Source organism: Pseudomonas sp. 5.2, assembly GCF_059025405.1.
In genome coordinates, this window is the sequence record NZ_JBYBHH010000013.1 from 1 (window position 1) to 25031 (window position 25031).

Consider the following 25031-nt stretch of genomic DNA (forward strand, 5'->3'; position numbering starts at 1 on the left):
GCCAGCTTCGGCAGCTTGACCATCAACGCCGACGGCAGCTACCGCTACGTCATCGACAACAGCAACGCCACCGTGCAGGCGCTCTCCCCTGGCCAGACGCTGGTCGAGCAGTTCACCTATCAGGTGGTCGATACCGACGGCCTGACCGCCGTCACCGTGCTGGTGATCACTATCCAGGGCGCCAACGATGCGCCGGTGGCCGTCGACGACCATGGTACGGCCAGCGCGGGCGCTACCGATGGCAGCCCGGCGCCAGTAAACGCCAGCGGTAACGTGATCACCGGCGATGGCGGCGTCGGTGCCGACACGGACGTCGATAACCTTGACCACCCCACCGCGACCCAGCTCAAAGTCGATGGCGTGCGCAGCGGCCTGGAAGTCACTGGTGGCACGCTCACCCCAGTGGCCAACGGCGCGCCGGCCACTATCACCGGTACGGTTGGCCGCCTGGCGGATAACAGCCTGATCAGTGGTAACTTCGGGCAGTTGATCCTCAATGAGGACGGCAGCTACACCTTCGAGGTCAACAGCGCAGACCCAACCCTCCTTGCTTTGACGGCTGGGCAAAGCCTGGACGTGATCTTCACCTATCAGATCCACGACAGCGGTGGCCTGACCGACCAGGCGCAACTGGTGATCACCGTCACCGGCGTCAACGACCCACCCGTGGTCAACTCGGTCACGGTTGACGCCATCGAGGCGGGCGGGCCCAACAACACAAGCCCCGGCCTGGATCCGAGCGGCAATATCCAGGGCGCGTATACCGACCCGGACGGCGATACCCTGAGCGTCAGCACCGTGGTCAGCCCGAATGGCATCAATGGCACACCGGGCCAAGCCCTGGCTGGCAACTACGGCAGCCTGGTACTCGATGCCCAAGGCAACTACCGCTACATGGTGGACAACAGCAACGCTGCGGTCCAGGCCCTGCGCACCGATGCCGATCGGCTGACCGAGGTGTTCCAGTACAGCGTCAGCGATGGCAACGGCAAAGTCGTCACGGCCACCTTCACCGTGGTCATCCATGGCCGCAACGACACCCCCGTCGCAGCCGATGACAACGCCATTGCCATCGAAGCGGGCGGCACCAATAACACAACGCCTGGCCAGCAGGGCAGCGGCAACGCGTTGAGCAACGACAGCGACGTCGATGCCGGCGACAGCAAGACAGTCGATGGCATCTACCTGGGCACCCTCGCCGCAGGCGGCACGTTCATTGAGGTGTCTGCGGGCCCGACCCTGGTAGCCGGCACCTACGGCACCCTGAGCATCGATGCCAACGGCAACTACGTCTACACCGTCAACGACAGCCTGGCCACCGTGCAGGCGCTCAAGGCCGGCGAGCAACTGCGCGAAACGTTCACCTACCGCATGCACGACACCGACGGCGCCGCCGCCCAAGCGCAGATCAACATCACCCTCGAAGGCCGCTACGACACCCCAGTGGCCCACGACGACTTCGCCTACGCCGTGGCGGTGGACGACGATGGCAGCGGCGGGCGCAATCCCACCGGCAATGTGCTGAACAACGACACCGATGTCGATGCCAACGACAGCAAAGTGGTCACCGCCGTGGGCCTGGACGAAGAAAGCAGCAACCCGGCCCTCGACCCGCTGACCGGCAGCGCCACCGTCACCACTACCTACGGCACCCTCACCCTCAACGCCGACGGCAGCTACCGCTTTGTGGTCAACTCCAACGACCCCGAAATCATTGCCCTCGGCCCGCTGGGCTTCGTCATCCAGCGCTATACCTACCAAGTCACCGACGGCGGCGGGCTGAGTGACACCGCGACCTTGACCGTCTTCATCCGCGGCGAAAACCAGCCGCCGATTGCCGGCCCCGACCAGGGCTTGGCCGTGGAGGCCGGCGGTGTCGACAACAACATCCCCGGCAGCAACCCCAGCGGCAACGTGATGGACAATGACAGCGACCCGGACACCGTCAACATCCTGTTCCCGGAAACCCTCGAAGTGCTGGCGTTCTGGAGTGGCGACGGCCCGCTGCCGGGCAATGCCAGCCTGGTCGGGCAAACCCTGCGCGGGCAGTATGGCGATCTCACGCTCAATGGCGACGGCTCCTGGCTCTACGTGCTGGACAACAGCCTGCAGGCCGTTCAGCAACTGCGCGTCAGCGGCCAGACCCTGGTAGACAACTTCACCTACTTACTGGCCGACTTCTGGGGCGGCACCGCCAACGGCCTGCTGACCATCACCATCGACGGCCGCAACGATTACCCCGTGGCCAATGACGATACCGCCATCGCAGTGGAGGCCGGCGGCGTGAACAACGGCACGGCTGGCGTCGACCCCCGCGGCAACGTGCTGGATAACGACACCGATGTCGACGGCGTGCAGTACGGCGAGACCAAGACGGTGCTGCAATACACCGGCGAAAATGGCCAGACCGCGTCTGCCGGGCAGGTGCTGCAGGGTCTCTATGGCACGCTGCTGATCACTGCCGACGGCAGCTACCAATATGTCGTCGACAATACCAACCCCACCGTGCAGGCCATGCGCAGCGCCGGCGAATCGCTGCGGGAGGTGTTCACCTACCGCATGCGCGACACTGCAGGCATCACTGCCGATGCCCGCCTGACCGTGACCATCCAGGGCGCCAACGACAACCCGGTGGCCCGCGACGACAGCAACACCGCCAGCGATCAGGTGCCGGCACCGCACACCAGCGGCAACGTGCTGCCCAATGACAGCGATGTAGACGGCGGCGACGGGCTGAGCGTGACCGGCATCCGCAGCGGCCAGGAGGCCGGTAGCGGCACTGTCGGCGTCATCGGCCAGCCCATCAAAGGCCAGTACGGCACCCTGGTGCTGAACGCCGATGGCAGCTACACCTACACCATCGACCTGAGCAACCGCGACGTGCTGGCGGTGGCCGGCCTGGGGCAGGTGCTCAAGGACTACTTCACCTACACGCTCAGCGACCTGGCAGGTGCCACCGACCAGGCCCAGTTGACCATCACCCTGGATATCTCCACCCCGTACATCCCGCCAGGGCCGTACGTGGACCGCGACAGCCGCACTGGGCTGTCGTCGCAGCCACTGCCAGACGTGACCCCGGCGATCTTCGTGGCACCGGTGGTGCAGCGGGTCGACGAAACTCTGACCCTGTCCGCCTGGGGCGCCGACGGCAGCGATGTGCGCCTGTTCGCCACCCCCGAAATCGAAAGCCAGTCGCTCGGCAGCCAACTTGGCCAGGTCCATGGCCAGTTCGTTGCCCGCGCTGTGGCCGAGAGCCGGCGCGGCAGCGCGCAGGAACAAGATTGGGTCGACGGCCGCCACGGGGTCATCAGCCTGACCGCCGATGGCCTGCTGCCGGACCCTTCGCTGTGGGCACCGCTGCCCACTGACATGGCGGCGCCACCGGAGCAAACGCCACAGCCTGCGCACGGCTTCCGTGCGCAATTGCGCGAAGCCGCCCAGCGCCGCGGCAGCAATGCCCCATGAAGCTGATGCCTATTTCACGGAAGGATCAAGGACTGCCTATGTCAGTATCAACATTGAAAAGCCTGAGCACCTTCACCGCTGTCAGCATCCTGCTCAGCGCCTGCTCGGCCTTCGAACCCAAGCCGTTCACCGAGGACGAAATGCGCCAGCGGGTGATCGAAGACCAGGCGCGGATGTACAAGGAACAGGAGCCGGTGAACGGGCCAATCACCTTCTACGAAGCCTCGGCACGGGCGTTGAAGTACAACCTCGACTACCGCCTGAAGCTGCTGGAAAGCGCGCTGGCGTCGGACCTGCGCGATGTCTCCAGCCACGAGATGCTGCCGCGCCTGGTCGCTTCGGCCGGTTACGCCGGGCGTAACAACGATTCCGGTGGCACATCGATCGGCATCGAGGACCGTCAGGTCAGCTTGCGCCCGTCCACGTCCGAAGAGCGCTACCGCACCCTCTACAGCCTCGGGCTGTCGTGGAGCCTGCTGGACTTCGGGGTCGCCTACTTCCGCACGCAGCAGAAGAATGACCAAATTCTGATGGCCGAAGAGCGCCGTGAAAAAGTCGCGCAGAATGTGTTGCAGGACGTGCGCAACGCCTACTGGCGCGCCCTTGGCGCGCAGCGCCTGCTGCCCCAGGTGGACGGCCTGCTGATGCGCACCCACCGCGCCCTGACGTCGGCCCGTGAAGCCGAGGGCAAAGGCCTGCTGCCACGCCAGGACATCCTCGCCTACCAGCGCGCCCTGCTCGATTCGGTGTACATGCTCACCGTGCGTCGCCAGGACCTGGAGTTCGCCCGCGCCGAACTGGCCGCGCTGATGTCGCTACCGCCCAATACCCGCATGGTCTTGGCCGATACCAGCGAACCGCCGCTGCCGCAGCTGAAAAGCAACGTCGAGCAACTGGAGCGCCTGTCGCTGGAACGCCGCCCGGAAATCATGGAAGAGTGGTACCGCAAACGCGTGAGCATGAACGACCTGAAGATCGCCAAGGCCCAACTGTGGCCTAACGTGAGCTTCAACTATGGCTACGAGTACGACTCCAACAAGTACCTGTACAACAGCGACTGGAACCAGACCGGTATCAATGTCTCGATGAACCTGCTACGCCTGCTGCAATACCCGGACATCACCGCGGCGGAGAAAAGCCAGGAGAAAACCGACGACATGCGCCGCACGGCCCTGTCGATGGCAATCCTCACCCAGGTCCGCGTTGGCCTGCTGCGCTACCAGTTGGCGCGCCAGGAGGTGGAGTTTGCCGACGAGAGCCTGCGGGTGGACCAGAGCCTGCTCAACTACGCGCAGTCGTCGCGCAGTGCCGCGCTGGGTAGCGAACTGGAACTGATCCGCGCCGAAGGCCGCCTGCTGCTGTCACGTTACCAGCGCGAAGCGGCCTACTCCGACGCCCAAGCTGCCTGGGGCCGGCTGTACAACTCGATCGGGTTCCAGGTCATGCCCAAGGAAATTGCCCAGCATGATGTAAAGGCCCTGGCACGTGAGATCCAGAACACCGTTGAGCAACAGACCCGCGACAACCTGCTGGCCGCCGGCCAATAAGGCCTACATTGATGCAGAAACAGGCAGACCTGCCTGTTTCTGCATGCGCTCATCCAATCCCGACGAAGTTCGCGTCATCGTTACCCTGGAACTCATTGCGGCACGCACATTCGAACTCCGCCTCGGCGCGTGTCGAAAAGCTCAGGCTGAGCCGCACTTTCTCTTGTGTATCGTAAAGGTCATAGCCCTCCCCCAAGGCACTGGGAAAACCAATGCGCCGAGGGAAGATCTCTTTATGGCGAGGTACCGCGGGAACCACAACGAAGCGCATGTGCATGATCAGCCCTCTCCGGCAGTTCTTTAGTATTAGTCTGCATATGGGAAAGACTCAAGCTGGCTCATGCAAAGAATGCGGTTAAACCCAAAAAGCTCAGGATTATTGGAGCCATAAATACCGGGCCGGCGGTTGTTCAGGCGTTTTGTCAGAATCCCCAACAATAAATGCACCGCCCAAGAATGCCCCGAAGTCACAACTGAACACAGACCTTCCTGTGTGTGAACAGAGGTATGCAGTCATGGCGAACAATCAAGACTGGGGTGCAAACCAAGGCGGCAACGCCAATACCGGTGCCGGCGATGCCGGTCAGAAAGGCGGCCAGGGTGCCGGGGGCGACATGCCCGACAAACAGAAAGGCGGCCAGCAACCAGGACAGAAACCTGAAGACAAGATGAACAAGGACTGGGACCGCTCAACTGACACGGGGCGCCAAGGTGGGCAGCCCGGCACTGACCAAGCCAACCGCCAAGACCCCGCGGACAAGGGCCGCATGGGTGGCCAGGCCGACCAAGGGGATGCTCAGCAACGGGATGAAGACCGCTGATGCCTTTGGCCCCGGGGTGGCAATACGGCCCTGGGGCTAAAGTTTGAAACGCACATGGATCGTGCTTTTTGCTTGCGCACGGTCAACCGTGATCGCCTGGTTGCCATAACCCGAATAGCTTTTAACCAAGCGCATACCCAGGCCGGTACCCGTTGGTTTTGGGTAGGACTCCGGAAAACCATCGCCCTCGTCGGTGACGGTGATCAGCGCATGATCCCCTTGGCCACTCACGCTGACTTCTACCGTGCCTTTGCCATACTTCAAGGCGTTGGTGATGAGTTCGGAAATCACCAAACCCAGTGGCGCCATCCGTTCGGCGGGTAGGATGAACGTGTCCGCGTTGAGCAAGATTCTGCGCTCGGCCAAGGCTTTGCCCAGATCACCCAATAACGCCGCAAGGTAGTCACAGGCCCGCACGGCTTGGGCCTCGGCGTTCTGATAAAGCCGCTCGTGCACGCTGGCGATGGTCAATACCCGAGTCGCCGCCGTCTCAAGCTGCAGCTTTACCGCTTCATCCTGGGCCATGTTCGCCTGCAGCAACAGCAACGTGTTGACCAGGTGCAGGCTGTTTTTGACCCGGTGATGGATTTCTTCCAGGTACAGGTCGCTTTTGCTCAGCTTGATGTTCTGCGCGTCGATCAACGACAGCAGCTGGGCTTCATGATGACGTCGCTCGGTGATGTCGCGTGAAACAGCGATCATCTTTTGAAAGTCCCCTTGCTCGCCAAAAATCGGCGCAACCGTCACGTCCCACCACTTAGGCTCCTGTTGCTGGGTTGGGCAAAAAGCCTCGAACCGGGTCGACTCGCCGCCTGTGACTTTACTGATCGCTTCCAGCACCAGGTTTCGGGATTCGTCAGGCCATAGCTGCGACCACGCCACACCGCGAACCTGTGCCAGGTCGCCAATGTGCATCAGGCACATGCCGGCATCGTTCATGAATTCTATGTCGCCGCTCGCGGACAGGATCTTCACGCAATCGGGGCTGGCGTTGAGCACGCTCTCCGAATAAGGGTCGGACGAATGCATCTCCGAGCTTGCAGAAATTCGCTCGACCGCCATGGAGATGACGTTGGAGATGCCCTCCAGGAACACCAGGTCGCTTTCGATGAAGTCTTCGCCATTGCTGCTGTCGGCTTCGAGCACGCCGAACGGGGCGGATGGCCCGCGAATGGGTACGTTGATCGCACGCTCGATGCCGTACTTTTTAAGCAATGAAGGGGTTCTGAAGCGTTGCTCCTGCCCCAGGTGGTTCGACAGCACTGGCCGGTAGGTGGAAATGGCATAGCCTGCGGGGCTGGCAATGTCCCCGCCCACCGTGGCATGCCCGATGTCGGCCTCATCCCAACCCACGCCATGGGACAGCAAAAACTCGTCGCTGTCCGCCACCGGCGTGAGCACCTTGGCGAATGGCGTCTCCATGCCCTTGGCCACGACATCGCACGCCAGCGTCAGCAGCGCATCCAGGTTAGACGACTTCAGTGACATGACGCCGTACTCGACGACCAGTTCGTGCTGCCGCCGGAGCCTGGCATGCGACTTCTGCAACGCGGCGCGAATGGTTTCGTCGGGAGATTGATGCTGCATGGGGACTATTTCCAGAAACGAGATAAAGATGCACGCTGAAGCGCTTTCGCCAGTGCGTCAGCACTGTGGTTTACACCGCGCATTGCCCTGATGCAACAACGAAATCAGTCTAACCCCGCCGCTCATGCGCGCCGAACACATGGCAGGTCATCTGCTCAACTCACCAAGATGGCCTGATGGTGTTCGATAGAGGGTATGGATACCTCCTCTCGCCGGGCGGCAAGCCACGCCCGCATGCGCTCGGTATCGAAAATCTGCCCCTCCTCCATCATCACTAGAATCAGTGATTGAGACATTCTGTAACACCCGCATTGCGAGCAGCGTCGCTCTTCCCACCCGAGCGGGCATTCGACGGAATCAGCATGTCCAGCGCAAATCAGACAACTCATGAAGCCCCCTTATGCTCTTTTTGGCGTGGGAAGTTGTGTACAGGTCGACAGGATGGGTCGCATAACGGTTAGGCATGAGATTTTCATGCCAACTTTAAAATCCCCCTCATGTCATGACCGCACATCGAGTTGTGCTAGCCAAGGCTAAGTCGCACCTTGTCGAGCAGATCACCAATCTGGAAGGGTTTGATCAAGAGGTCCATCCCCGTTTCCAGAAATGCCTGCCGATCCAGCGCCGTCTCGGCGTAACCGGTCATGAACAAGACCGGCAGCCCAGGGCGGTAAGTACGCGCCATGTCGGCAAGTTCGCGCCCACTCATGCCCGGCAGCCCGACATCGGTCAGCAACAACTCGATGTCGGCGTCTTCGCGCAGGTGGTCCAGCGCTTGCTCGATGGTCTCGGCCAGGGTGCAGCGATAACCCGCGTCGGCCAGCACTTCTGCAACCGACAGGCGCACAGAGGCCATGTCTTCTACCACCAGCACATGCTCGCCAGCGCCGCGCTGGTCCAATTGTGGCACCTGTGCCTCACAGGTGACCTGGTGGCTGCTGGCCGGCAACATCAACGTCACCTCGGTCCCCTGCCCTGGCACGCTGCAGATCGACACATGCCCACCCGACTGGCGGGCGAAGCCATAGATGGTCGATAGCCCAAGCCCGGTCCCTTGGCCGACCGGTTTGGTGGTGAAGAACGGGTCGAACACCCGCTCCAGCACCTCCGGTTCGATGCCGCCGCCATCATCGCGCACGCTCACCGCCACATAGGGGCCGTCCTGCAGGTAAGGGTTGCCATGCGACCAGCTCGCCGCGGTGTTGACCCAGATATGCCCGCCTTTGGCCAGGGCATCGCGGGCGTTGATCACCAGGTTGAGCACCGCACTCTCCAGCTGGATCGGGTCGACCAGGGCGATGGTCGGCTCGCTGGAAAGCTCCAGTACCAGCACGATCCGTTCGCCGATGGTGCGGGTGATAAGCTCTTCAAGCGAGCGCACGCGCTCGTTGATGTCCACCGGGCGGGTGTCCAACGGCTGCTGGCGCGCAAATGCCAACAGCCGGTGGGTCAGCGAGGCGGCGCTCATGGCTGAACTGAGCGCGGCGTCCGCGTAACTCGGGATCTTTTCCAGACGGTTCTGCGCCACCCGTTTGCGGATCAGCTCCAGGCTGGTGATGATGCCGGTCAGCAGGTTGTTGAAGTCATGGGCAATCCCCCCTGTCAGGCTGCCCAAGGCGTCCATCTTTTGTAACTGCAGCAGTTGCGCCTCGGTCTGCGCCCGCTGCGCCATTTCTCGCGCCAGCTGGGTGTTGGCGTCATCCAGGCGTGCCAGGTGCGAGCGTTCGCGGTGGCGGTGTTCGGTGACGTCCTCGACGAACACCAGGCAGAACCCTGGCGCTCGGTAGGGCGAAAGCTGCCACTCGGTGTCCCGTGGCTGGCCGTGCACGCTCATGCCCAGCGTGCCACGCCAGCGCTGGCCAGCGGCCAGGTGCTGGCGCAAGGCGGCGATGGCGGTTTGCTGACCGTCGACAAAGCACTCCTGCAGCGCCTTGGGGTTACGGTTGTCTTGGGTCAGCTGGGCGAATGCATGGTTGCACTCATGCACCTTGAGCTCGGCATCGAGCACGGCGATGGGTGCCGAGACATTGGTGAAGATTTCCCGAAAGTTGGCCTCGCTTGCACGCAGCGCCCGCTCGGTATCGCGCACCCGCATCAGGGTCCGCAGGGTCGCCACCAGCACATCCGGGTCCACTGGATGCACCAGGTAAGCGTCGGCACCGGCATCGAGCCCGGTAATGATGTCGCCGGTCTGGATCGAAGCCGCCGACACGTGAATCACCGGCAACAATGCAGTCTCAGGGTCCGCGCGCAGCAACCGGACGATATCGAAACCGCTCATGTCCGGCAGGTTGACGTCGAGGATCAGCCCGTCTATCTGCTCGCTGCCGATCATGGCCAGCCCCTCGCCACCGGTGCCCGCCTCCAGCACCTGGTAGCCATGCAGGGCCAGGCGCCGACGCAGCGCATAACGCGTGGCGACGTTGTCGTCGACAATTAGCAGGCGAATGTCAGGGTTCATCAACGCTCTCCTGGGCCAGCGCCAGCGGGATGACGACAAAGAACGACGACCCTTCGCCCGGCACACTGTCCACCCCTACTTCACCGCCCAGCAAGGCCGCGAAGCGCTTGCACAGTGACAAGCCGAGGCCGGTGCCGCGCAGGCGTTTCTGCAGCGGCGAGTCGATTTGGGCGAAGTCTTCGAACAGCCCGCCTAGCAGCTCAGGTGCGATGCCGATGCCCGTGTCGGTCACAGCAAAACGAATCTGGTCGTTGCCCTGCAAGTGCGCCGACACCCGCACTTCGCCACGGGTGGTGAACTTCAGCGCGTTGGAGATGAAGTTGCGCAGAATCTGCGCCAGCTTCTTGTCATCGGTATACATCTTCGGCAGCCCGTGTGGCTCCTCAAAGATGAGGTCCACCGAGCCCATGTCGACGATCGGGCGGAACATCCCGCGCAAGGCAGCGAACAGGTCGAGCATGTCGAACCAGGCCGGCGAAATGGTGATGCGACCGGCTTCGATCTTGGCCAGGTCGAGCAAGTCGTCGACCATGTCGCTGAGTTCGCGCGTGGCGTTGCTGACGAACGCCACCTGCAATTGTTGCTCCTTGCTCAGCGGCCCATCCACTTCGTCGGCCAGCAGGCTGGTGATGCTCAGGATCGAGCCCAGGGGTGTGCGGAACTCGTGGCTCATGTAGGAAAGGAAGCGGCTTTTCAGGTCCGATGCCTGGCGCAACTGTTCGGCCTGGGTATCGAGCTCGGCGTAAAGCGCCAGCACACCCTGGTTGGTTTCTTCCAGCTCTGCGCGCAGGGCTTGGTTTTCGGCCTGCAGGTGTGCCACGCAGGCAGCCTGCTCGGCCTGGTTGTCGTCAGGCATGCACCGTCTCCAAATCGAGGACCAGCACGGTCACATCGTCCCGCCCACGGCAGAAGTCGCGATGCAATACCGCCGCGATCACGGCTGGGTGGCGGAGCACGAGGCCCGGGTAGGCTTGAAGGTTCCAACGGGACTGCAGGCCGTCACTGAACATGATCAACAGGTTTCCCTTCACGTGAGCGTAGTCGAACACTTGCCCTTTGCGGTATTGCCCGCCGACGATGCCGGGGTGCGAGGCCAGGCCCCGCGGGCGTTCGCCGCCGACCAGGGTGGCGCCGATGTTGCCGATACCGATGAACGCGACACTGTCGCGCGCACCCTCGTACTGGGCAATCGCGACGGCCCCGCCGCGCGTGCCGGCCATGGCATGGTGCAACTCGCCCAGCAGCTGCTGGGGCGCGCTGAAGGGGCTTTGGGCAAAAGCCTGCGCGCCTGCCTTGGCGGCGCGTTCCGCTTCTTCGCCATGGCCCAGGCCGTCGATCAACAAGGCACTCACGCGCTGCTCGCCGAGGGTCACGTGCCACGTATCGCCACAGGCTGGGTCGTCATGCAATGAATGCTGGCTGACGCCCAGGCGAATGTCCTTGGGCGTGCCGTCTTGTTTATAGACCCGCGCCAGTACCACCGCGCCTTGTGCGTCGGTGTGCACATCGAATACCTGTGCCAGGCGGCTCACAGCGCCCAGGCCGATACCTTGGGTGCCCCCGGTGGAATAGCCATCGACCAGGCAGTTGGCCAGGTCGAAGCCATGGCCGCGGTCTACCGCCAGCAACTCGATGCCAGGCTGTTCGCCATGGGCAAGCACGCGCAGGTGCAGTTCGCCGCGTGCGGCGTGCTTGAGCACATTGCTGGCAAGTTCGGTGGCGACGAGGGCTGCCCGGCCTGCATCGGCGGCATCGAAGCCCTGTTGTTCGGCAAGTTTCTGCACCACGCGTCGGGCGTGACCGACCTGGCTGGCATCGTCGAGGCGCAGCACCTGGGTCAGGCTTGCGCTCAGGCTCATATCCATCGGGTGATCATTACCCGGGTACCTTGCCCGGGCGCGGTGTCCAGCTCAAATTCGTCGACCAGGCGTCGTGCGCCGGTCAGGCCAAGGCCCAGGCCGCCGCCGGAGGTCCAGCCATCGGTCAGGGCCAGTTTGATGTCGGCAATACCCGGCCCTTCGTCACGGAACACCAGGCGTACGCCGACACGGCCGGCCTCTTCGATGACCTCCCAGTCCATGTCGCCGCCCCCGCCGTACACCACGGTGTTACGGGCAAGCTCACTGACGGCGGTGACCAGTTTGGTCAAGTCGACCAGGCGCATGCCGCAATCGCTGGCGATCTTGCGCGTCAATTGGCGGGCCAGTACCACGTCCTGCTCGATACGTACCGGCTGGCTGCCACGCTCGCGGGTGCTCATGAGTGGCCTACCCGCTTACGCAACAGGTGCATGCCGCGATCGACATTGAGCGCGGTGCTGACACCCGGCAGGGTCAGCCCTAGCTCCACCAGGGTGATCGCCACCGCCGGCTGCATGCCGACCAGCACGGTCTCGGCATCCATGATGCGCGACAGCCCCGAGATAGTGGCAATCATGCGGCCGATGAACGAGTCGACCATGTCCAGTGCCGAGATGTCGATCAGCACGCCACGGGCCGAGGTGTGTTCGATGCGATCGGTCAGGTCGTCCTGCAGGCGCAGCGCCAGTTGGTCATGCATATCGACCTGGATGGTCACCAGCAGGAACTCGCCCATTTGCAATATGGGGATTCGCTCCATGGGCTCAGCCCCGCTCGCCAGCAGCGGTACCCAGGCGCGCCAGCGCCAGCTTCAGGGCATCGGCGAGGTTGGACTTGGTGGTCAGCGTGCCCAGGTCCAGGCCCAGGTGCACGATGGTTTGCGCAATTTGCGGGCGCACGCCGCTGATAATGCAGTCGGCGCCCATGAGGCGGATGGCGGTCACGGTCTTGAGCAGGTGCTGGGCCACCAAGGTATCGACTGTTGGCACGCCCGTGATGTCGATGATGGCGATCTCGGAGCCTGTGTCGACGATGCGTTGCAACAGCGACTCCATCACGGTCTGGCTGCGATGGGAGTCCAGGGTGCCAATCAGTGGCAACGCCAGGACGCCTTCCCACAATTTGACCACGGGGGTCGACAGCTCCAGCAGCTCTTCCTGCTGACGCTTGATCACGGCTTCGCGATTCTTTTGGTAGGTGCGAATGGTGTGCAGGCCAAAGGCATCGAACAGCGACGAAATCTCCCACAGCTGCTCGGCCAGCAGCTGCGGCTGCTCGCGGTAATGGGCTTGCAGCAAGTTGAACAGCGGGCCCTTCAGCGCAAAGATGAAGAACGCGGTCTGATGGGACTCTTGGCCCACCTGGGCGCGGCTGGCAGACAGCTTCTCGAGGAAGCGGCGTGTCTCTTCCCAGCCTTCGGCAGCGATGTTGGTGCCGCTTTCATTGCGCAAGCCGTCGACCACCAACTGGAGGAATTCACGGGTTTCCTGGCGCAGGTCCTGTTCGCGGATGTTCCGCGTCGCCCCGTTGGCTTCGAGTGCGGCGTGCCACTCACTCAGCAGCTGCGCCTGATTGCTGACAATCGCTTCCAACGTACTGTTTTGCAGTGCTGCCATGTCGAGTTAGCTCCGTAAAATGCGTGGCCGGTGCCCCATAATTCGTACCGGCTCCGAGAAGTGACATTTGCCGAGGGAAATAGTTGTGGCGACTGGCAATTAATTGCATTGCGCCATCGCACGTGCCGCTAACTCTAGGCCAAGAATGCCTGGCGCGTTGCGAATCGAAGCCCGCCTACACCGGCAACTCGGTGGTGAGCTTGATTTTCTCCATGGGCACTTCGGTCTTGACGTTTTGCACCACACTCAGGCTGGTCAAGTGAGCGATCTGGAAGCGGCGATAGGCCTCAAGGTCCGCTGCTACCACTCGTAGCAGCAAGTCGCAGTCGCCCGCCATGACGTGGCACTCCACCACTTCGGGCAGCAGCCGCACGGCCTCGACGAACTCATCGGTGGTGTCCTGGTCCTGGCGCTTGAGCCACACCCGCACGAACAAGGTCAGGCCCAGCGCCACTTTGGCCGGGTCCACCAGCGCCACATAGCGCTCGATAACGCCGGCTTCTTCCAGCAGGCGCACCCGCCGCAGGCACGGTGAGGGCGACAACCCCACCTGTTTGGCCAGTTCCTGGTTCTGGAGGCGGCCGTCGCGTTGCAGCGCCCGCAGGATACGTCGATCGATGGCGTCGAGCTTGATTGGCATTGAAAACCTTTGATTGGAATATTTCGGCAGCAGATGCCGAATAATCACGCCAGTAGAGCCACTACGCAACCCGATTTCAGCGATTCATTGGAATAATTTGCCCCCACTGGAGGTGACCATGAATGCCCTTGAATCCGTAGTTGAAGATCCCCCTGCAACGCCAGAACGCGAATGCCCCGCTGCCGCGTCCACCGAGCCACCACCGCAATCGAGCCCGCGCACCGGCGCCACTTCTTCGAGGGGGTGTCAGTGGGTGGCCTGGGTCAGCTTCATCACGCTCGGCGCGTTGATCGGGCCGCTGCTGGGCGACCTGCACCCCTACGGCTTGGGCACGGCGTTTGCCGCCGTCTTGCTGGTACTGCTCAAGGGCCTGTGGAAAGGGGTGCACGCCGCCCTGCCCTGGCTGTTCAGCCTGGTGACTGCAGGGCTGTTCTACCTGCTGATTCCCGGTGGCGGGTACGTGCTGGCGGGCACGCTGGCCGGTCTGGTCAGCGCGTACCTGTGGGCCAAGCCATCCACCCAGGTGCTCAACGCCGCCCCTGGCTGCGTGCTGGTTGCCGTGATCGCGCCCGCCTTCGTTTCTGGCCACCCCGCAGACCTCATCGCCCTGGCACTTACCGCTTATGCCGCTTCACGGTTTTCAATCTTGCCAGTGATGCTGCTCGCCCTCGCCGTGACCGCTGCGATGCGTGCGCTACTGCCCGCCTGACGCCAGCACGCCGGCAGCCGGCAAGCTGTCGAGAAATGCGCCAATCTGTTGGCTGCCACGCACGTGCACGACAGGCACCTGCGGCCCTTTCGCCAGGCGCTGCGCCTCGATGCCTGGGCGGTAGCCGCGATCGAAGTTCCACACGAAGTTCAGGAAAGTCAGGAACGCCCGGTCGAGTTTCTCTGTGCAACCGGCGGGTAGGTCTGGACGGGGCCGGTTCATGACGCTGCGCAGGATCACCCGGGTGAAACAGGTAAGCCGGGGCGTATCGAGCCAGATGACCAGGTCGGCACGGGGCAAGCGCAGGTCGAATGTGCGCCGGGCGTAGTTGCCTTCACACACCCAGCTGTCCCCTGCTGTCGCCTCGCCGACCCGCTGGCGGAACTGCTCGGCATCCGGTTCGACCCAGCCGGGCTCCCAGAACAGGGTATCCAGGTGAACCACCGGCACGCCGAGCCGCTTGCCCACGGCACGAGCAAGGGTGGATTTACCACTGCCGGCATTTCCCAGAATCACAATCCGTTGCATGGCGGCTTCCTGTCGCGAAAAAGCCGACAATTGTGCAGGTTCTGGAGGGGCAGTCCAATCCCTACACAAAAATAGACTTCATTGGTTTAGCCGGCTTCCATAGGACAGCACATAACTTATTGGTTTAGCAGGGACCTGTGGGAGCAACTGTCTGCGCAATTTCTAAAAATTAACGCACGTGGGAGCGGGCTTGCCCCGCGAACACCGGCGAAGCCGGTGCCATGCACCGCGTAGCCCCATTCGCGGGGCAAGCCCGCTCCCACGTCAATTTTTAGAAATTGCGCAAGACAGTTGCTCCCACAGGATTGGGGGCTTGCTACAGACTGTTCCTCTACACCCCCATGTGCATCTCGCGAATCAGCTTCTTGTTGATCTTGCCGATGCTGGTCTTGGGGATGTCAGTAACGAAGTGCACCTGCCGGGGGATCGCCCACTTGTTGATCTGGCCCCGGTCGACGAACTGCTTGAGGTGCGCTTCGAGCATCGGCTGGTCAAGGCTGTCACCGGGCGCGCGGACCACCAGGGCAATCGGCCGCTCACCCCACTGTTCATCGGGAATGCCGACCACCGCCACGGCGCTGACCGCCTGGTGCTGGCTGATCAGGTTTTCCAGGGTCAGCGAGCTGATCCATTCACCGCCGGTCTTGATCACGTCCTTGATGCGGTCCTTGATCTCCAGCACGCCGTGGCGGTCGATCGAGCCCATGTCACCGGTGTGCAGCCAGCCGTCCTGCCACAGCTCGGCGCCTTTCTGCGGTTCGTGCAGGTAGCCCTGGGTCAACCAGGGCGAGCGCACCACGATTTCCCCCAGCGACTCACCGTCGTGTGGCATGTCGTTGCCTTGCGCATCGACGATACGCAAGTCGACCATCGCCACCGGGGCGCCGGTCCTGATGCGCTGCGCGACCTGCTCGCCCATGGGCAAGGCCAAGTCTTCTTCGCGCAAGTGGGTCAGGGTCAGCAGCGGGCAGGTCTCCGACATGCCGTAGCCACTGTAGATCAGCATGCCGCGCTCGCTAGCCTGACGGGCCAGGCCGTGGGTCAGCGCGCTGCCACCGAGCAGAATCTTCCAGCGGCTGAAATCGGTGTGCCGGCCTTGCTCGCAGTCCAGCATCATCTGCAACAGGGTCGGCACACAGTGCGAGAACGTCACCCCCTCGTCGCGGTACAGCCGGACCAGCGTGTTCGGCTCGTAGCGCCCCGGGTACACCTGCTTGACCCCCAGCACCGTGGCCACGTACGGCACACCCCAGGCGTGCACATGGAACATCGGCGTGATCGGCATGTACACGTCGCTCGAACGCAACAGCGGCTGGCCGTCGTAAGCGGCAAAGGTGCCCAGTTCGTTGAGGGTGTGCAGCACCAACTGACGGTGGGAGAAATACACCCCCTTGGGGTTGCCCGTGGTGCCGGTGGTGTAGAACAACGTGGCCACCGAGTGCTCGTCGAAGTCGTCGAACTCGGCCTGGCAACTGGCACTGGCCAGCAGCGCCTCGTACTCGCCCAGCACTGGCAGCGTGGTGGCCGTGGCCTGTTCGTCGGTCAGTTGCAGGTAACCTCGCACCGTGCCCAGCTGGCCCTGAATCTGCTCCAGCAGCGGCACGAAATCGTCGTGTACCAGCACCAGGTCGTCTTGCGCATGGTTCATGGTGTAGGCGACCTGCTCCGGCGATAGCCGCACGTTCACTGTGTGCAGCACGGCGCCCAGCATCGGCACGGCAAAAAAGCACTCCAGCGAGCGGTGGCTGTCCCAGTCCAGCAGCGCCACGGTGTCGCCCGCCTGCACCCCGGCAGCACGCAACACATTGGCCAGGCGCCGAACCCGCTGGTCGAGGTCGCGGTAGGTGTAGCGCAGCCTGTCGGCGTAGACGATCTCCTGCTCAGGATGCTGCCGAACCCCCGACATCAGCAGGCGCTTGATCAGCAAGGGGTAGGCATAGGCACCGGCTGCCGGCGGCATTATTTTTGTCTTGGCCATGAAGGTAGATTCCAGTTTCCGTGTTCGTTTCAACTAATAGGGCGCTCAAGCGCTCATCCGTGTGTGCGCCCGGGGTTCGCTCACCTGCTCACCCGGCGGCGCGGTAGGCGCGCAGGGTTGGGGCGCAGCCGCGACAAAGCGTTTGTCCGGCAGCAGGAAGTACGACAGCGCGGGGATCAGCACCAGGGCGCCGAACATGTTCCACAGGAACATGAAGGTCAGCAGGATGCCCATGTCGGCCTGGAACTTGATCGGCGACCACGCCCAGCCGACCACCCCCGCCGCCAGCGTAATGCCGACCAGCCCCACCACCCGGCCGGTGAAGGCCACGGCGTTCTGGTAGGCCTCGCCCAGCGAACGACCTTGGCGTTGGTAATGCAGCTGCACGCTGAGCAGGTACAAGGCGTAATCCACACCAATGCCGACGCCCAGGGCGATTACCGGCAACGTGGCCACTTTCACGCCAATGCCCATCACCACCATCAAGGCCTCGCACAGCACCGAGGTCAGCACCAGCGGCAACAGCGCTACCAGGGTCGCCCGCCAGCTGCGGAAAGTGATCAGGCAGAACAGCGTCACCGCCAGGTAGACGAACAGCAACATGGTGCGGTTGGCTTCACGGACCACAATGTTGGTTGCCGCCTCGATGCCGGCACTGCCGGCCGCGAGCATGAACTGGCGGTCGGGGCTGCTGTTATCGCGGGCAAAGCGGTCGGCGATGGCCACCACGTCGTCCAGGGTCTGGGCCTTGTGGTCTTTGAGGTAGGCGATCACCGGCATCATCGAACAGTCGGTGTTGAACAGCTCCGGCGCATTGACCGACGCTTGCTGGGCGGCGTAGTTGAGCATGTCCTGGTTGCGTTGCAGGCTGCTCATCTTCGGGTTGCCCTCGAATGAGCCCGCCGTGATCTGGCGCACGGCATTCACCAGCGACACCGTGGTCTGCACGCCCGGGTACTGCTGCAGCTCCCAGGCCAGGCGGTCGGCAAGCATCAGCGTCTGGTAGCTGAGGCAGCCTTCCGGCGGGGTTTTGATCATCACCGCGAACAGGTCGCTGGACAGCGCGTAATGCTGGGTGATGTAGGCGTTGTCGCGGTTGTAGCGGGAATCGGCGCGTAACTCTGGCGCCCCGCTGTCGAGGTCACCGATCTTCAACTGCAGGCTCACCCAGAACCCACCCACGCCCATCAGCGTGGCCACCAGCACGGCGCCCGTGGCCCACTTGCGCGTGGTGAAGCGGTCGAGCGCATCCCACAGTTTGCCGAAGCCGCGGTGCTCGGCAGCGCGCTGGTCGATGCGCAGCGCCCGTGCGGCGGCCTTGCGGCCCACGCCGACGTAGGACAACGCCACCGGTATCAACAGCAACGAGGTGAAGATCAGCACCGCGACACCAATACTGGCGGTGATTGCCAGGTCCTTGATCACCGGGATGTCGATCAACATCAGCACGGCAAAGCCCACGGCGTCGGCCAGCAACGCAGTGACCCCGGCCACGAACAGGCGGCGGAAGGTGTAACGCGCGGCGACCTGCCGGTGCGTGCCACGGCCAATGTCCTGCATGATGCCGTTCATCTTCTGCGCCGCATGGGACACGCCGATGGCGAAAATCAGGAACGGCACCAGGATTGAATAAGGGTCAATGGCATAGCCCAGCCAGCCGACGATACCCAGTTGCCACACCACCGCCGTGAGCGAACAGAACACCACCAGCAAGGTACTGCGCACACAGCGGGTGTACAGGAAGATGATCACCAGCGACGTGAGCACCGCCAGAGCAAAGAACATCATCACCTGGACCAGCCCGTCGCTCAGGTCGCCCATCAGCTTGGCAAACCCGATGACCCGCACCTTGTACTTGCCATGGCCCTCTTCGCCGGCCTTGCGCGCCGTGCTGTCCCCCGCGTACTCGTACTTGTCGCGCAGCTGCTGCTCGAGCATCTGCGAGAACTGCCGGTAATCAATGCCGCGGCCGGTGGCCAGGTCGTGGTCGAGCAGTGGCACCACCAGCATGCTCGATTTGAAATCGGTCGCCACCAGGCTACCGACAATGCCAGCGCGGTTGATGTTCTGGCGCAGTTGATCGATATCGGCGGGCTTGCCCTGGTAATCGTCGGGCATCACCGGGCCCCCCTGGAAGCCTTCTTCGGTGACTTCGGTCCAGCGCACCCCTGGGCTCCACAACGACTTCATCCAGGCGCGGTCCACGCCCTGGGCCAGAAACAGCTCGTCGTTGATCTGCTTGAGCACGTCCAGGTATTCAGGGTCGTAGATATCGCCCTGGGTGTTCTCCACCACAACCCGCACCGCGTTGCCCAGGCCGCGCAGCGACTTGCGGTTATCGAGGTAGTTCTGGATGTAAGGCTGGCTCTGCGGGATCATTTTTTCGAAGCTGGGCCGCAGCTCAAGGCGGGTCAGCGCCAGGTACCCCAACACCCCCGTGACCAGCACCATAAACAGCATGAACAGCGGGCGGTAATTGAAGACCATGCGCTCCAGCACGTTGCCGGAACGCGGGTCGAAATCCCTCAGGTCGCGGATGACCGGCAGGGTGTCTTGCTTGATGTTGGCCATCACTGGGTTCTCTTGGAATGCTTGGAGGCTTATCGGGCGGGCAGCACGCGTACACCGCGCTCGCCTACCAGCACGGTGGCATTTGCGCCGGTCTGCAGGGCGCCGGCCACCGGTGCCGGCGGCACCTGCGGTTGCACGGCAAAGCTCAGGCCGCCGTCGCGGCTGCGCAGCACCTGCCCGCCCTGGCTGAACAGCCAGTAGTCACCGTGGCTGTCGAGGCTGGCGGCGGTGATGCTCTGGGTCACCCCGGTGTCCACCTTGGCCCAGCTCTGCCCGCCATCGAGGCTGCGTGCCACATGGCCGCGCAGGCCATAGGCGAGCACCTCGCCAGGCTTGCCGAACACGCCAAACCAAGTACCTGGGTAGGGGCTGGGCAAGGCGACGAAGCGCTGCTGGCCGGCATCCCACTTCAGCAGCAGGCCCTGTTCGCCAACCAGGTACAGCGCATCGCCAACGGCGCGGATCGCATTCAGGTGAAAGCCTTGCGGGTTGTCGGTGCGGTCTTGCATCGGCACCCAGGTGCTGCCGCCGTCGTCGGTGCGCAGGATCAGGTTGAACACCCCCACCGCGTAGCCGTGGCGGGCGTCGGCGAACCACACACCGAGCAACGGCTTGTCGGCGCCCTCCTGCTCCAGGCGCTGGCCCTCGGCGGCGAACTGCGCCCATTGCGCGTCCTCGGGATGGGCCTTGGCCAAGGCCTGGTAATGGGCCGCCACCAAAGCGCCAATCTGCCGGCCATCGAGCTGCACCGCCCAGTTGGCGCCGCCGTCACGGCTGTGCAGGATCACCCCATCGTTGCCCACCGCCCAACCTTCCAGGGCTGTGGGGAACGCCAGGGCATTAAGGTCGGCACTGACCGGCACGCTGGCCTGGTGCCAATCCTGGCCCTGGTTGTCGGAATACACGATATGGCCACGCGGCCCTACCGCGACCAGTCGCTCACCGGCCAGTGCTACATCGCGCAGCGCACTGTGCACCACCAACGCACTGGTTTTGGCCGGCAAGTCCAATACATCGACATAGGCCGCCTGGGCCCCACCGCAAGCGCCGCCCAAGGTGAGCGCGACGGCCAGCGCCAACGGCGTAAACGTGTTCAAAGTAGCCATGCCACATCCTCTGCAAACCCTGCCGGCGGCCACCTGTGGCCAGCCGGCAGGCTGATCGTCGGGGTCAGCGAATACCGGCGCCGGCCAGGGCTTCCGGCGACCACTGCGCCTTGGACAGAGGGGCGATGTACTCGATACCGCCGTGCGGGCCGATCAGGCCATTGACGTTGTAGCTGCCACCCACCAGGTCGTAGACCACATGCGGGTTGTTGTTGGGGATCTGCACGTCGTAGCTCTGCGTGAAGAAGCTGAACGAGCCGCGATACAGCTGGCCACGGGCGTCGTACTGGTCGGAGGCCAGGGCGAACCAGCTGTCCTCGTCGAGGTAGAAGCGGCGCTTGGCATAGATGTGCCGCGCATTGCCCTTGAGCGTGCCTTCCACTACCCACACGCGGTGCTTCTCCCAACGCACCTGGTCAGGCGCCAGGTGGTTCGGCGTGGTCAGGGTTTTCGGGTCGTGGATGTAGGTCAGCCGGTAGGTGTTGTACGGCACGTACATCTCGCGCTTGCCTACCAGGTGCCAGTCGTAGCGGTCCAACGCGCCGTTGAACACGTACACGTCATCGAACGTGCCCGAGCCGGCGGTGCCCGGGTTGGGGGTGTCGTAGGCCAGGTTCGGCGCCAGCTTCACACGGCGCTGCCCCGGCAGGTACTGCCAGGCGCGACGTTCTTGCACCAGCGGGTTGGCGGCGTCCTTGAGCATCATCGACTCACCGGCACGGCGCGCCGGGCCTTCGAAGTACAGCTTGGTCTGGAAGTAGATGTCCTTGGCTTCGATGACCTTGTTCAGGTCTTCGTAGATCGGGTAGGCGTTGTAGGCCAGGCCCGTGGTCGCCAGGGCCGCGACACCGGCAGCGTCGACGTTCCAGGAGTCGTACTTGGCCTTCTGCGCCACGCCTTGGTAGCGCAGCAGGTGGTTCCACATAGCCTCGGCACCCGATTGCGGCACCGGGAACGGCACGCCGGGCAGGACATTTTCGATGGCCATGCCGTCCTGTAGGGACTTGGCATTGGCGGCGTTCTTCAGGGTGTTGTCGAGCAGTGCCTTGGGCAACGCGGCAGTGCGGTGGCTGGGGTAGACGTCGATGTGGAAAGTGGGGAAGCGCTTGGCCAGCTCCACGGTGGTGGCGGTCAGCGCGTCCTTGTACTGGTCGACGTTTTTGCCGTCGATCACCAGCAGCGGCTTTTCAGTGGCAAAGGGGTCGGGGCGCAGGGTATCGCCTTGCTTGAAGCCAGCGGGCGGGGTGTTCAGGCCGCCCTGGTAGGCCGGGATCGAACCGTCGGCGTTGCCCGCCTTGTCAGCACCCACCGCGGTCAGGTCCTTGCCCAGCCGGGCGACATCCTGGGCCGGGGCGGCCGCTTGGGCGCCCCCGGCGATAACGACCGCAAGCGAGGCCGACAGCAGGCTATTGAGATACTTCATCAGGTTTCTCCGCTTGTTGTTGTAATGGAGTTTCAGAAGGTGGTCTTGAACGAGGCAGTGACCATGCCGCGGTCCTTGAGCAGCGGCGCCAGGCCGGCCTGCGACGTGATCTGCCCGGGGATGCACTGGTAGCGCCCGTTGGTGCCTGGGGTGTTGTTGTCGGTACCGCTCGAGCAGGTATCGAACTTGCCGAAGGAGTCGACGTACTTCAGGTCAAATTTGTATTTTTGGTAGACATCGGCGGCGATCCCCACCGAATAGCTGCCAGAGTCCTCGTTACCGCCCAGCTGGATGGCCGAGTTGCCCTTGAGGCCGACGTTGTAGGACAGCGGCATCGACACATCGACCCCCGGCAGCGCCTGGAACCAGGTCGGGGTGAAGTTGACCGCCAGGGTGTAGGCGTTGGTGGTGACTTTATCGACGCCGTGGTAGGTGGAGTCGCCCTTGAAGGTCTGCTCACCCTTGTCGACGCTGACCAGGTGGGTCATCGCGCCCTCCACGGCCAACGACGATGCATTCCACAGCGGCGTGGCACCAAACGACACCAGGCCATTGAGCACCACATGGAAGGTCTTGCCGCGGGCCAGCCCGGTTTCACCGTGGCCTGGCACCTCGCCGATCAGGTTGGTGCCGCCGGCGGTGCCGGCCAAGGCCTCGTACAGCGGCCCGTTGATGGTGCTGAAGTTGCTGATCAGCGGCATGTTCTCGCGGTAGTTGACGTCCAACCCCACGCTGACCGGGCCGACGCTCTTCGCCAGGCTGATGCCGTAGATGTCGATATCGTCTGCGTAAGCGGCCATGTAGCTGCTGCCGGCCAGGCTGCCGGTGTGCAGGTTGGGGGCGTTGATCAGCACCGCCGGGGTCGGGTCGGAGGTGTTGCGGTAGTAGAAGCCCAGGGTGCCGTCGAGCCATTCCGGGCTCCACTTGGCCATCAGGCCGAAGTCACCCGTGTTGTGGGGGCGAATGTCATGCCCGCGCGGCGCGCCGTAGAAGGCACCGGCACCGCCGACGGCATTGGGCACCGGCAGCCAGAAAATCTCACCGCCGTCGCCCAGCATGTCATAGGCACCCATGTAGGTACCGCCTTCGGGCAGGCGCGAGTTCTCGAACTCGAGGAAGTACTGCGCCGCCAGGGTCAGTTCAGGGTTGACCGTGTAGCTCAGCGACAACTGCTTGCGCGGCAGGAACAGTTCTTTGGTTTCGGTACCCGGCACGTTGTACAGCTTGGCCAGGTCCAGGGCCGACTGGCCATAGTTGATGCCGTTGGCGGCGTTGAACAGGGTCTCGCCCCAGTACACCGAGTGCCAGCCCAGCTTGCCGCTCAGCATCGACTCGTCGCCGATTTCGGTGTTGTAGAACACGAAGGCATCCAGAAACTCGCCCGACGGCCCGTTGTAGTAACGGTCGCTGTAACGGCTCAGGCCATGGTGGCGTGCTGGGCCACCGGCCAGCACGGTACCCGCCGGCAAGCCACCGGCCGGGCGTGCCAGCACCAGGTTGCCAGCGTTAACCGCTTGGCCGGGGAACGGGTTGGAATTGGACCCCACGTCGTCATAGGCATGGTCGTACCAGCTGGCCGCACTGACGCGCATGCCCATGGTGTTCTGATAGACCACATCCAGCTCGGTGAGCAGGTCGAGGCGCTGGGTGACCGCGCTGCCGACACTGAAGTTCTTGTCACCGTCATTGAGGTTGGCGGTGCGGGCGATCTTGGCGTTTTCGCCTTCGACCCGCTGGCCGTAGCTGAGCTTGGCGGTGTTGTCGAAGCGCACGCTCCAGTCGGGGTTGGCGATGTCCAGCTGGAATGCCTGGGCAGCCGGCGCACCGGCGAACAGCAGCAACGTAGCCATCACGTTACGGCGGGGAAGGCAGAAGAGAACGTTTTTATTGTTGTTCATGCGATGTCTCTGCGTGGGGGTTAGGCGCGGCTCAGCGGTCGAGTTGCTGTATCAGGGCCTCGGCTTGGGGCCATGGGCCGTAGCCCGAGGCAGGGTTGAGGTGGCCAACGGCACCGAGCTCGACCAGCGCGCTGCCCCACTGCGTGGCCAGGCCGGCGACTGCGCTCAGGCTGGCCAGGTGGTCGTTGCTGCTGGCGGCTACCAGGCTGGGGAACGGCAGCGGGCCGCCTGGCAATGGCGCCCAACCCTGGGCGCGCAGGGAATCCGGGGTGGGATAGCCTTGCGGCCAATCGCTGTGCAGGTCTGGCGGTGCGGCCAGCAAGGCGCCCTTGATCGGCCGCTGATAGCGCGCCGCCCAATGCGCCACCATCAGCACGCCGGCGCTGTGCGCGACCAGGATCACCGGGCCCTCGATTTGCGCCAGCTCACGCTCGATCGCTTCGACCCGTGCCGTGCAACTGAGCTTGTCGGTTTCCAGTGGCGGCACCGCACGCACCTTGGCCAGGCGCGCCTGCAACAGGGTCTGCCAGTGTTCAGGTACATGGTCGCGCAGACCGGGAACGATCAGCACGGTGGCGGCGGTTTGCAGTTTTTCCATGTCAGGGCCCTTGCTCTGTTCACTCGGTCGATTGCCGACTGCTTGAGGGCCAGAGTAATGAGTCGGTCCGGCACACGCTTTACATTGCGCGTCACGGATTTTTCAGTTGATGACACGGCCGACGCGGCCGCCCGCAGCCCCCTCGCCACGGGCGACCAACGGCAGGAAAATGGCTTTGCATCTGATGACACAGGCGCTATAAGTGACTACCCGCCAGCGCAGCG

19 protein-coding genes and 1 pseudogene are annotated in these 25031 nt (G+C 63.5%); 4 read left to right on the forward strand and 16 right to left on the reverse strand.

Annotation, left to right across the window (positions count from 1 at the left end; translation table 11 throughout):
- Both AC5PZ0_RS19290 and AC5PZ0_RS19295 read left to right on the forward strand, forming a co-directional pair.
- Positions 1-3465 (forward strand): cadherin-like domain-containing protein (locus tag AC5PZ0_RS19290; protein WP_493855521.1); only part of this gene is annotated, 3465 nt, incomplete at its 5' end.
- Positions 3466-3503: 38 nt separating this feature from the next.
- Positions 3504-5012, forward strand: coding sequence for a TolC family protein (locus tag AC5PZ0_RS19295; RefSeq protein WP_265968297.1), 1509 nt, complete (start codon positions 3504-3506; stop codon positions 5010-5012).
- Positions 5013-5061: 49 nt separating this feature from the next.
- Here the strand turns inward: AC5PZ0_RS19295 and AC5PZ0_RS19300 are convergent, their stop codons facing one another.
- Positions 5062-5295, reverse strand: a complete 234-nt coding sequence (locus tag AC5PZ0_RS19300) for a hypothetical protein (RefSeq protein ID WP_186703479.1) — start codon at positions 5293-5295, stop codon at positions 5062-5064.
- Between the two features lie 232 nt (positions 5296-5527).
- Between AC5PZ0_RS19300 and AC5PZ0_RS19305 the strand changes: the two genes are divergently transcribed.
- On the forward strand, positions 5528-5833 hold the full coding sequence (locus tag AC5PZ0_RS19305; RefSeq protein WP_085273817.1) for a hypothetical protein: 306 nt from the start codon (positions 5528-5530) through the stop codon (positions 5831-5833).
- Positions 5834-5869: 36 nt separating this feature from the next.
- On the opposite strand, the gene AC5PZ0_RS19310 is transcribed toward AC5PZ0_RS19305, so the two are convergent.
- The 8 genes from AC5PZ0_RS19310 to AC5PZ0_RS19345 all read right to left on the reverse strand — a co-directional run bounded on the left by AC5PZ0_RS19310 (position 5870) and on the right by AC5PZ0_RS19345 (position 13996).
- Positions 5870-7420, reverse strand: coding sequence for a sensor histidine kinase (locus AC5PZ0_RS19310; RefSeq protein WP_274887865.1), 1551 nt, complete (start codon positions 7418-7420; stop codon positions 5870-5872).
- A 523-nt stretch (positions 7421-7943) separates the two neighbouring features.
- Complete coding sequence (locus AC5PZ0_RS19315; protein WP_274887866.1) at positions 7944-9881, reverse strand: response regulator; 1938 nt, start codon at positions 9879-9881, stop codon at positions 7944-7946.
- Complete coding sequence (locus tag AC5PZ0_RS19320) at positions 9871-10737, reverse strand: sensor histidine kinase (RefSeq protein ID WP_265968291.1); 867 nt, start codon at positions 10735-10737, stop codon at positions 9871-9873. The genes AC5PZ0_RS19315 and AC5PZ0_RS19320 overlap by 11 nt, the downstream gene beginning before the upstream one ends.
- Positions 10730-11746 (reverse strand): ATP-binding protein, encoded by a 1017-nt coding sequence (locus AC5PZ0_RS19325; RefSeq protein WP_493855522.1) that lies wholly within the window; start codon positions 11744-11746, stop codon positions 10730-10732. Before AC5PZ0_RS19325 ends, AC5PZ0_RS19320 begins: the two co-directional genes overlap by 8 nt.
- A complete protein-coding gene (locus AC5PZ0_RS19330; RefSeq protein WP_099429624.1) occupies positions 11737-12141 on the reverse strand; it encodes an anti-sigma regulatory factor in 405 nt (134 codons plus the stop codon). The genes AC5PZ0_RS19325 and AC5PZ0_RS19330 overlap by 10 nt, the downstream gene beginning before the upstream one ends.
- Positions 12138-12500: an STAS domain-containing protein gene (locus tag AC5PZ0_RS19335; protein ID WP_027596405.1), complete on the reverse strand. Its 363-nt coding sequence runs from the start codon at positions 12498-12500 to the stop codon at positions 12138-12140. The genes AC5PZ0_RS19330 and AC5PZ0_RS19335 overlap by 4 nt, the downstream gene beginning before the upstream one ends.
- Before the next feature lie 4 nt (positions 12501-12504).
- Complete coding sequence (locus tag AC5PZ0_RS19340; protein ID WP_099429625.1) at positions 12505-13356, reverse strand: STAS domain-containing protein; 852 nt, start codon at positions 13354-13356, stop codon at positions 12505-12507.
- 175 nt (positions 13357-13531) lie between these two features.
- The gene (locus tag AC5PZ0_RS19345) at positions 13532-13996 is read right to left on the reverse strand and encodes an Lrp/AsnC family transcriptional regulator (RefSeq protein WP_081717555.1); all 465 of its coding nucleotides are present in this window, start codon (positions 13994-13996) and stop codon (positions 13532-13534) included.
- 517 nt (positions 13997-14513) lie between these two features.
- On the opposite strand from AC5PZ0_RS19345, the pseudogene AC5PZ0_RS19350 reads away from it, so the two are divergent.
- Positions 14514-14705 (forward strand): annotated as a pseudogene (locus AC5PZ0_RS19350) (AzlD family protein); the annotation flags it as partial.
- On the opposite strand, the gene AC5PZ0_RS19355 reads toward AC5PZ0_RS19350, so the two are convergent.
- From AC5PZ0_RS19355 to AC5PZ0_RS19385, 7 genes are all read right to left on the reverse strand, one after another.
- Positions 14691-15233 (reverse strand): AAA family ATPase, encoded by a 543-nt coding sequence (locus AC5PZ0_RS19355; protein WP_493855523.1) that lies wholly within the window; start codon positions 15231-15233, stop codon positions 14691-14693. The pseudogene AC5PZ0_RS19350 and the gene AC5PZ0_RS19355 overlap by 15 nt on opposite strands.
- Before the next feature lie 331 nt (positions 15234-15564).
- Entirely contained in the window at positions 15565-17211 is a 1647-nt protein-coding gene (locus AC5PZ0_RS19360) for a fatty acid--CoA ligase (protein WP_238211569.1), read from the reverse strand.
- Between the two features lie 45 nt (positions 17212-17256).
- Positions 17257-19782: an efflux RND transporter permease subunit gene (locus AC5PZ0_RS19365; RefSeq protein WP_493855524.1), complete on the reverse strand. Its 2526-nt coding sequence runs from the start codon at positions 19780-19782 to the stop codon at positions 17257-17259.
- Between the two features lie 29 nt (positions 19783-19811).
- Positions 19812-20888, reverse strand: a complete 1077-nt coding sequence (locus tag AC5PZ0_RS19370; RefSeq protein ID WP_493855525.1) for a WD40/YVTN/BNR-like repeat-containing protein — start codon at positions 20886-20888, stop codon at positions 19812-19814.
- Positions 20889-20952: 64 nt separating this feature from the next.
- A complete protein-coding gene (locus tag AC5PZ0_RS19375; RefSeq protein ID WP_099453819.1) occupies positions 20953-22311 on the reverse strand; it encodes a DUF1329 domain-containing protein in 1359 nt (452 codons plus the stop codon).
- Positions 22312-22343: 32 nt separating this feature from the next.
- Entirely contained in the window at positions 22344-24209 is a 1866-nt protein-coding gene (locus AC5PZ0_RS19380; RefSeq protein WP_493855526.1) for a DUF1302 domain-containing protein, read from the reverse strand.
- A 31-nt stretch (positions 24210-24240) separates the two neighbouring features.
- Complete coding sequence (locus AC5PZ0_RS19385; RefSeq protein WP_454243535.1) at positions 24241-24807, reverse strand: RBBP9/YdeN family alpha/beta hydrolase; 567 nt, start codon at positions 24805-24807, stop codon at positions 24241-24243.
- Positions 24808-25031 lie beyond the last annotated feature (224 nt).

Excerpts from the sequence above, each read along its gene's own strand:
- AC5PZ0_RS19295 (WP_265968297.1), top strand. The coding sequence starts at position 3,504 with ATGTCAGTATCAACATTGAAAAGCCTGAGCACCTTCACCGCTGTCAGC.
- AC5PZ0_RS19305 (WP_085273817.1), top strand. The coding sequence starts at position 5,528 with ATGGCGAACAATCAAGACTGGGGTGCAAACCAAGGCGGCAACGCCAAT.
- AC5PZ0_RS19310 (WP_274887865.1), bottom strand. The coding sequence starts at position 7,420 with ATGCAGCATCAATCTCCCGACGAAACCATTCGCGCCGCGTTGCAGAAG.
- AC5PZ0_RS19315 (WP_274887866.1), bottom strand. The coding sequence starts at position 9,881 with ATGAACCCTGACATTCGCCTGCTAATTGTCGACGACAACGTCGCCACG.
- AC5PZ0_RS19320 (WP_265968291.1), bottom strand. The coding sequence starts at position 10,737 with ATGCCTGACGACAACCAGGCCGAGCAGGCTGCCTGCGTGGCACACCTG.
- AC5PZ0_RS19325 (WP_493855522.1), bottom strand. The coding sequence starts at position 11,746 with ATGGATATGAGCCTGAGCGCAAGCCTGACCCAGGTGCTGCGCCTCGAC.
- AC5PZ0_RS19330 (WP_099429624.1), bottom strand. The coding sequence starts at position 12,141 with ATGAGCACCCGCGAGCGTGGCAGCCAGCCGGTACGTATCGAGCAGGAC.
- AC5PZ0_RS19335 (WP_027596405.1), bottom strand. The coding sequence starts at position 12,500 with ATGGAGCGAATCCCCATATTGCAAATGGGCGAGTTCCTGCTGGTGACC.
- AC5PZ0_RS19340 (WP_099429625.1), bottom strand. The coding sequence starts at position 13,356 with ATGGCAGCACTGCAAAACAGTACGTTGGAAGCGATTGTCAGCAATCAG.
- AC5PZ0_RS19345 (WP_081717555.1), bottom strand. The coding sequence starts at position 13,996 with ATGCCAATCAAGCTCGACGCCATCGATCGACGTATCCTGCGGGCGCTG.
- AC5PZ0_RS19355 (WP_493855523.1), bottom strand. The coding sequence starts at position 15,233 with ATGCAACGGATTGTGATTCTGGGAAATGCCGGCAGTGGTAAATCCACC.
- AC5PZ0_RS19360 (WP_238211569.1), bottom strand. The coding sequence starts at position 17,211 with ATGGCCAAGACAAAAATAATGCCGCCGGCAGCCGGTGCCTATGCCTAC.
- AC5PZ0_RS19365 (WP_493855524.1), bottom strand. The coding sequence starts at position 19,782 with ATGGCCAACATCAAGCAAGACACCCTGCCGGTCATCCGCGACCTGAGG.
- AC5PZ0_RS19370 (WP_493855525.1), bottom strand. The coding sequence starts at position 20,888 with ATGGCTACTTTGAACACGTTTACGCCGTTGGCGCTGGCCGTCGCGCTC.
- AC5PZ0_RS19375 (WP_099453819.1), bottom strand. The coding sequence starts at position 22,311 with ATGAAGTATCTCAATAGCCTGCTGTCGGCCTCGCTTGCGGTCGTTATC.
- AC5PZ0_RS19380 (WP_493855526.1), bottom strand. The coding sequence starts at position 24,209 with ATGAACAACAATAAAAACGTTCTCTTCTGCCTTCCCCGCCGTAACGTG.
- AC5PZ0_RS19385 (WP_454243535.1), bottom strand. The coding sequence starts at position 24,807 with ATGGAAAAACTGCAAACCGCCGCCACCGTGCTGATCGTTCCCGGTCTG.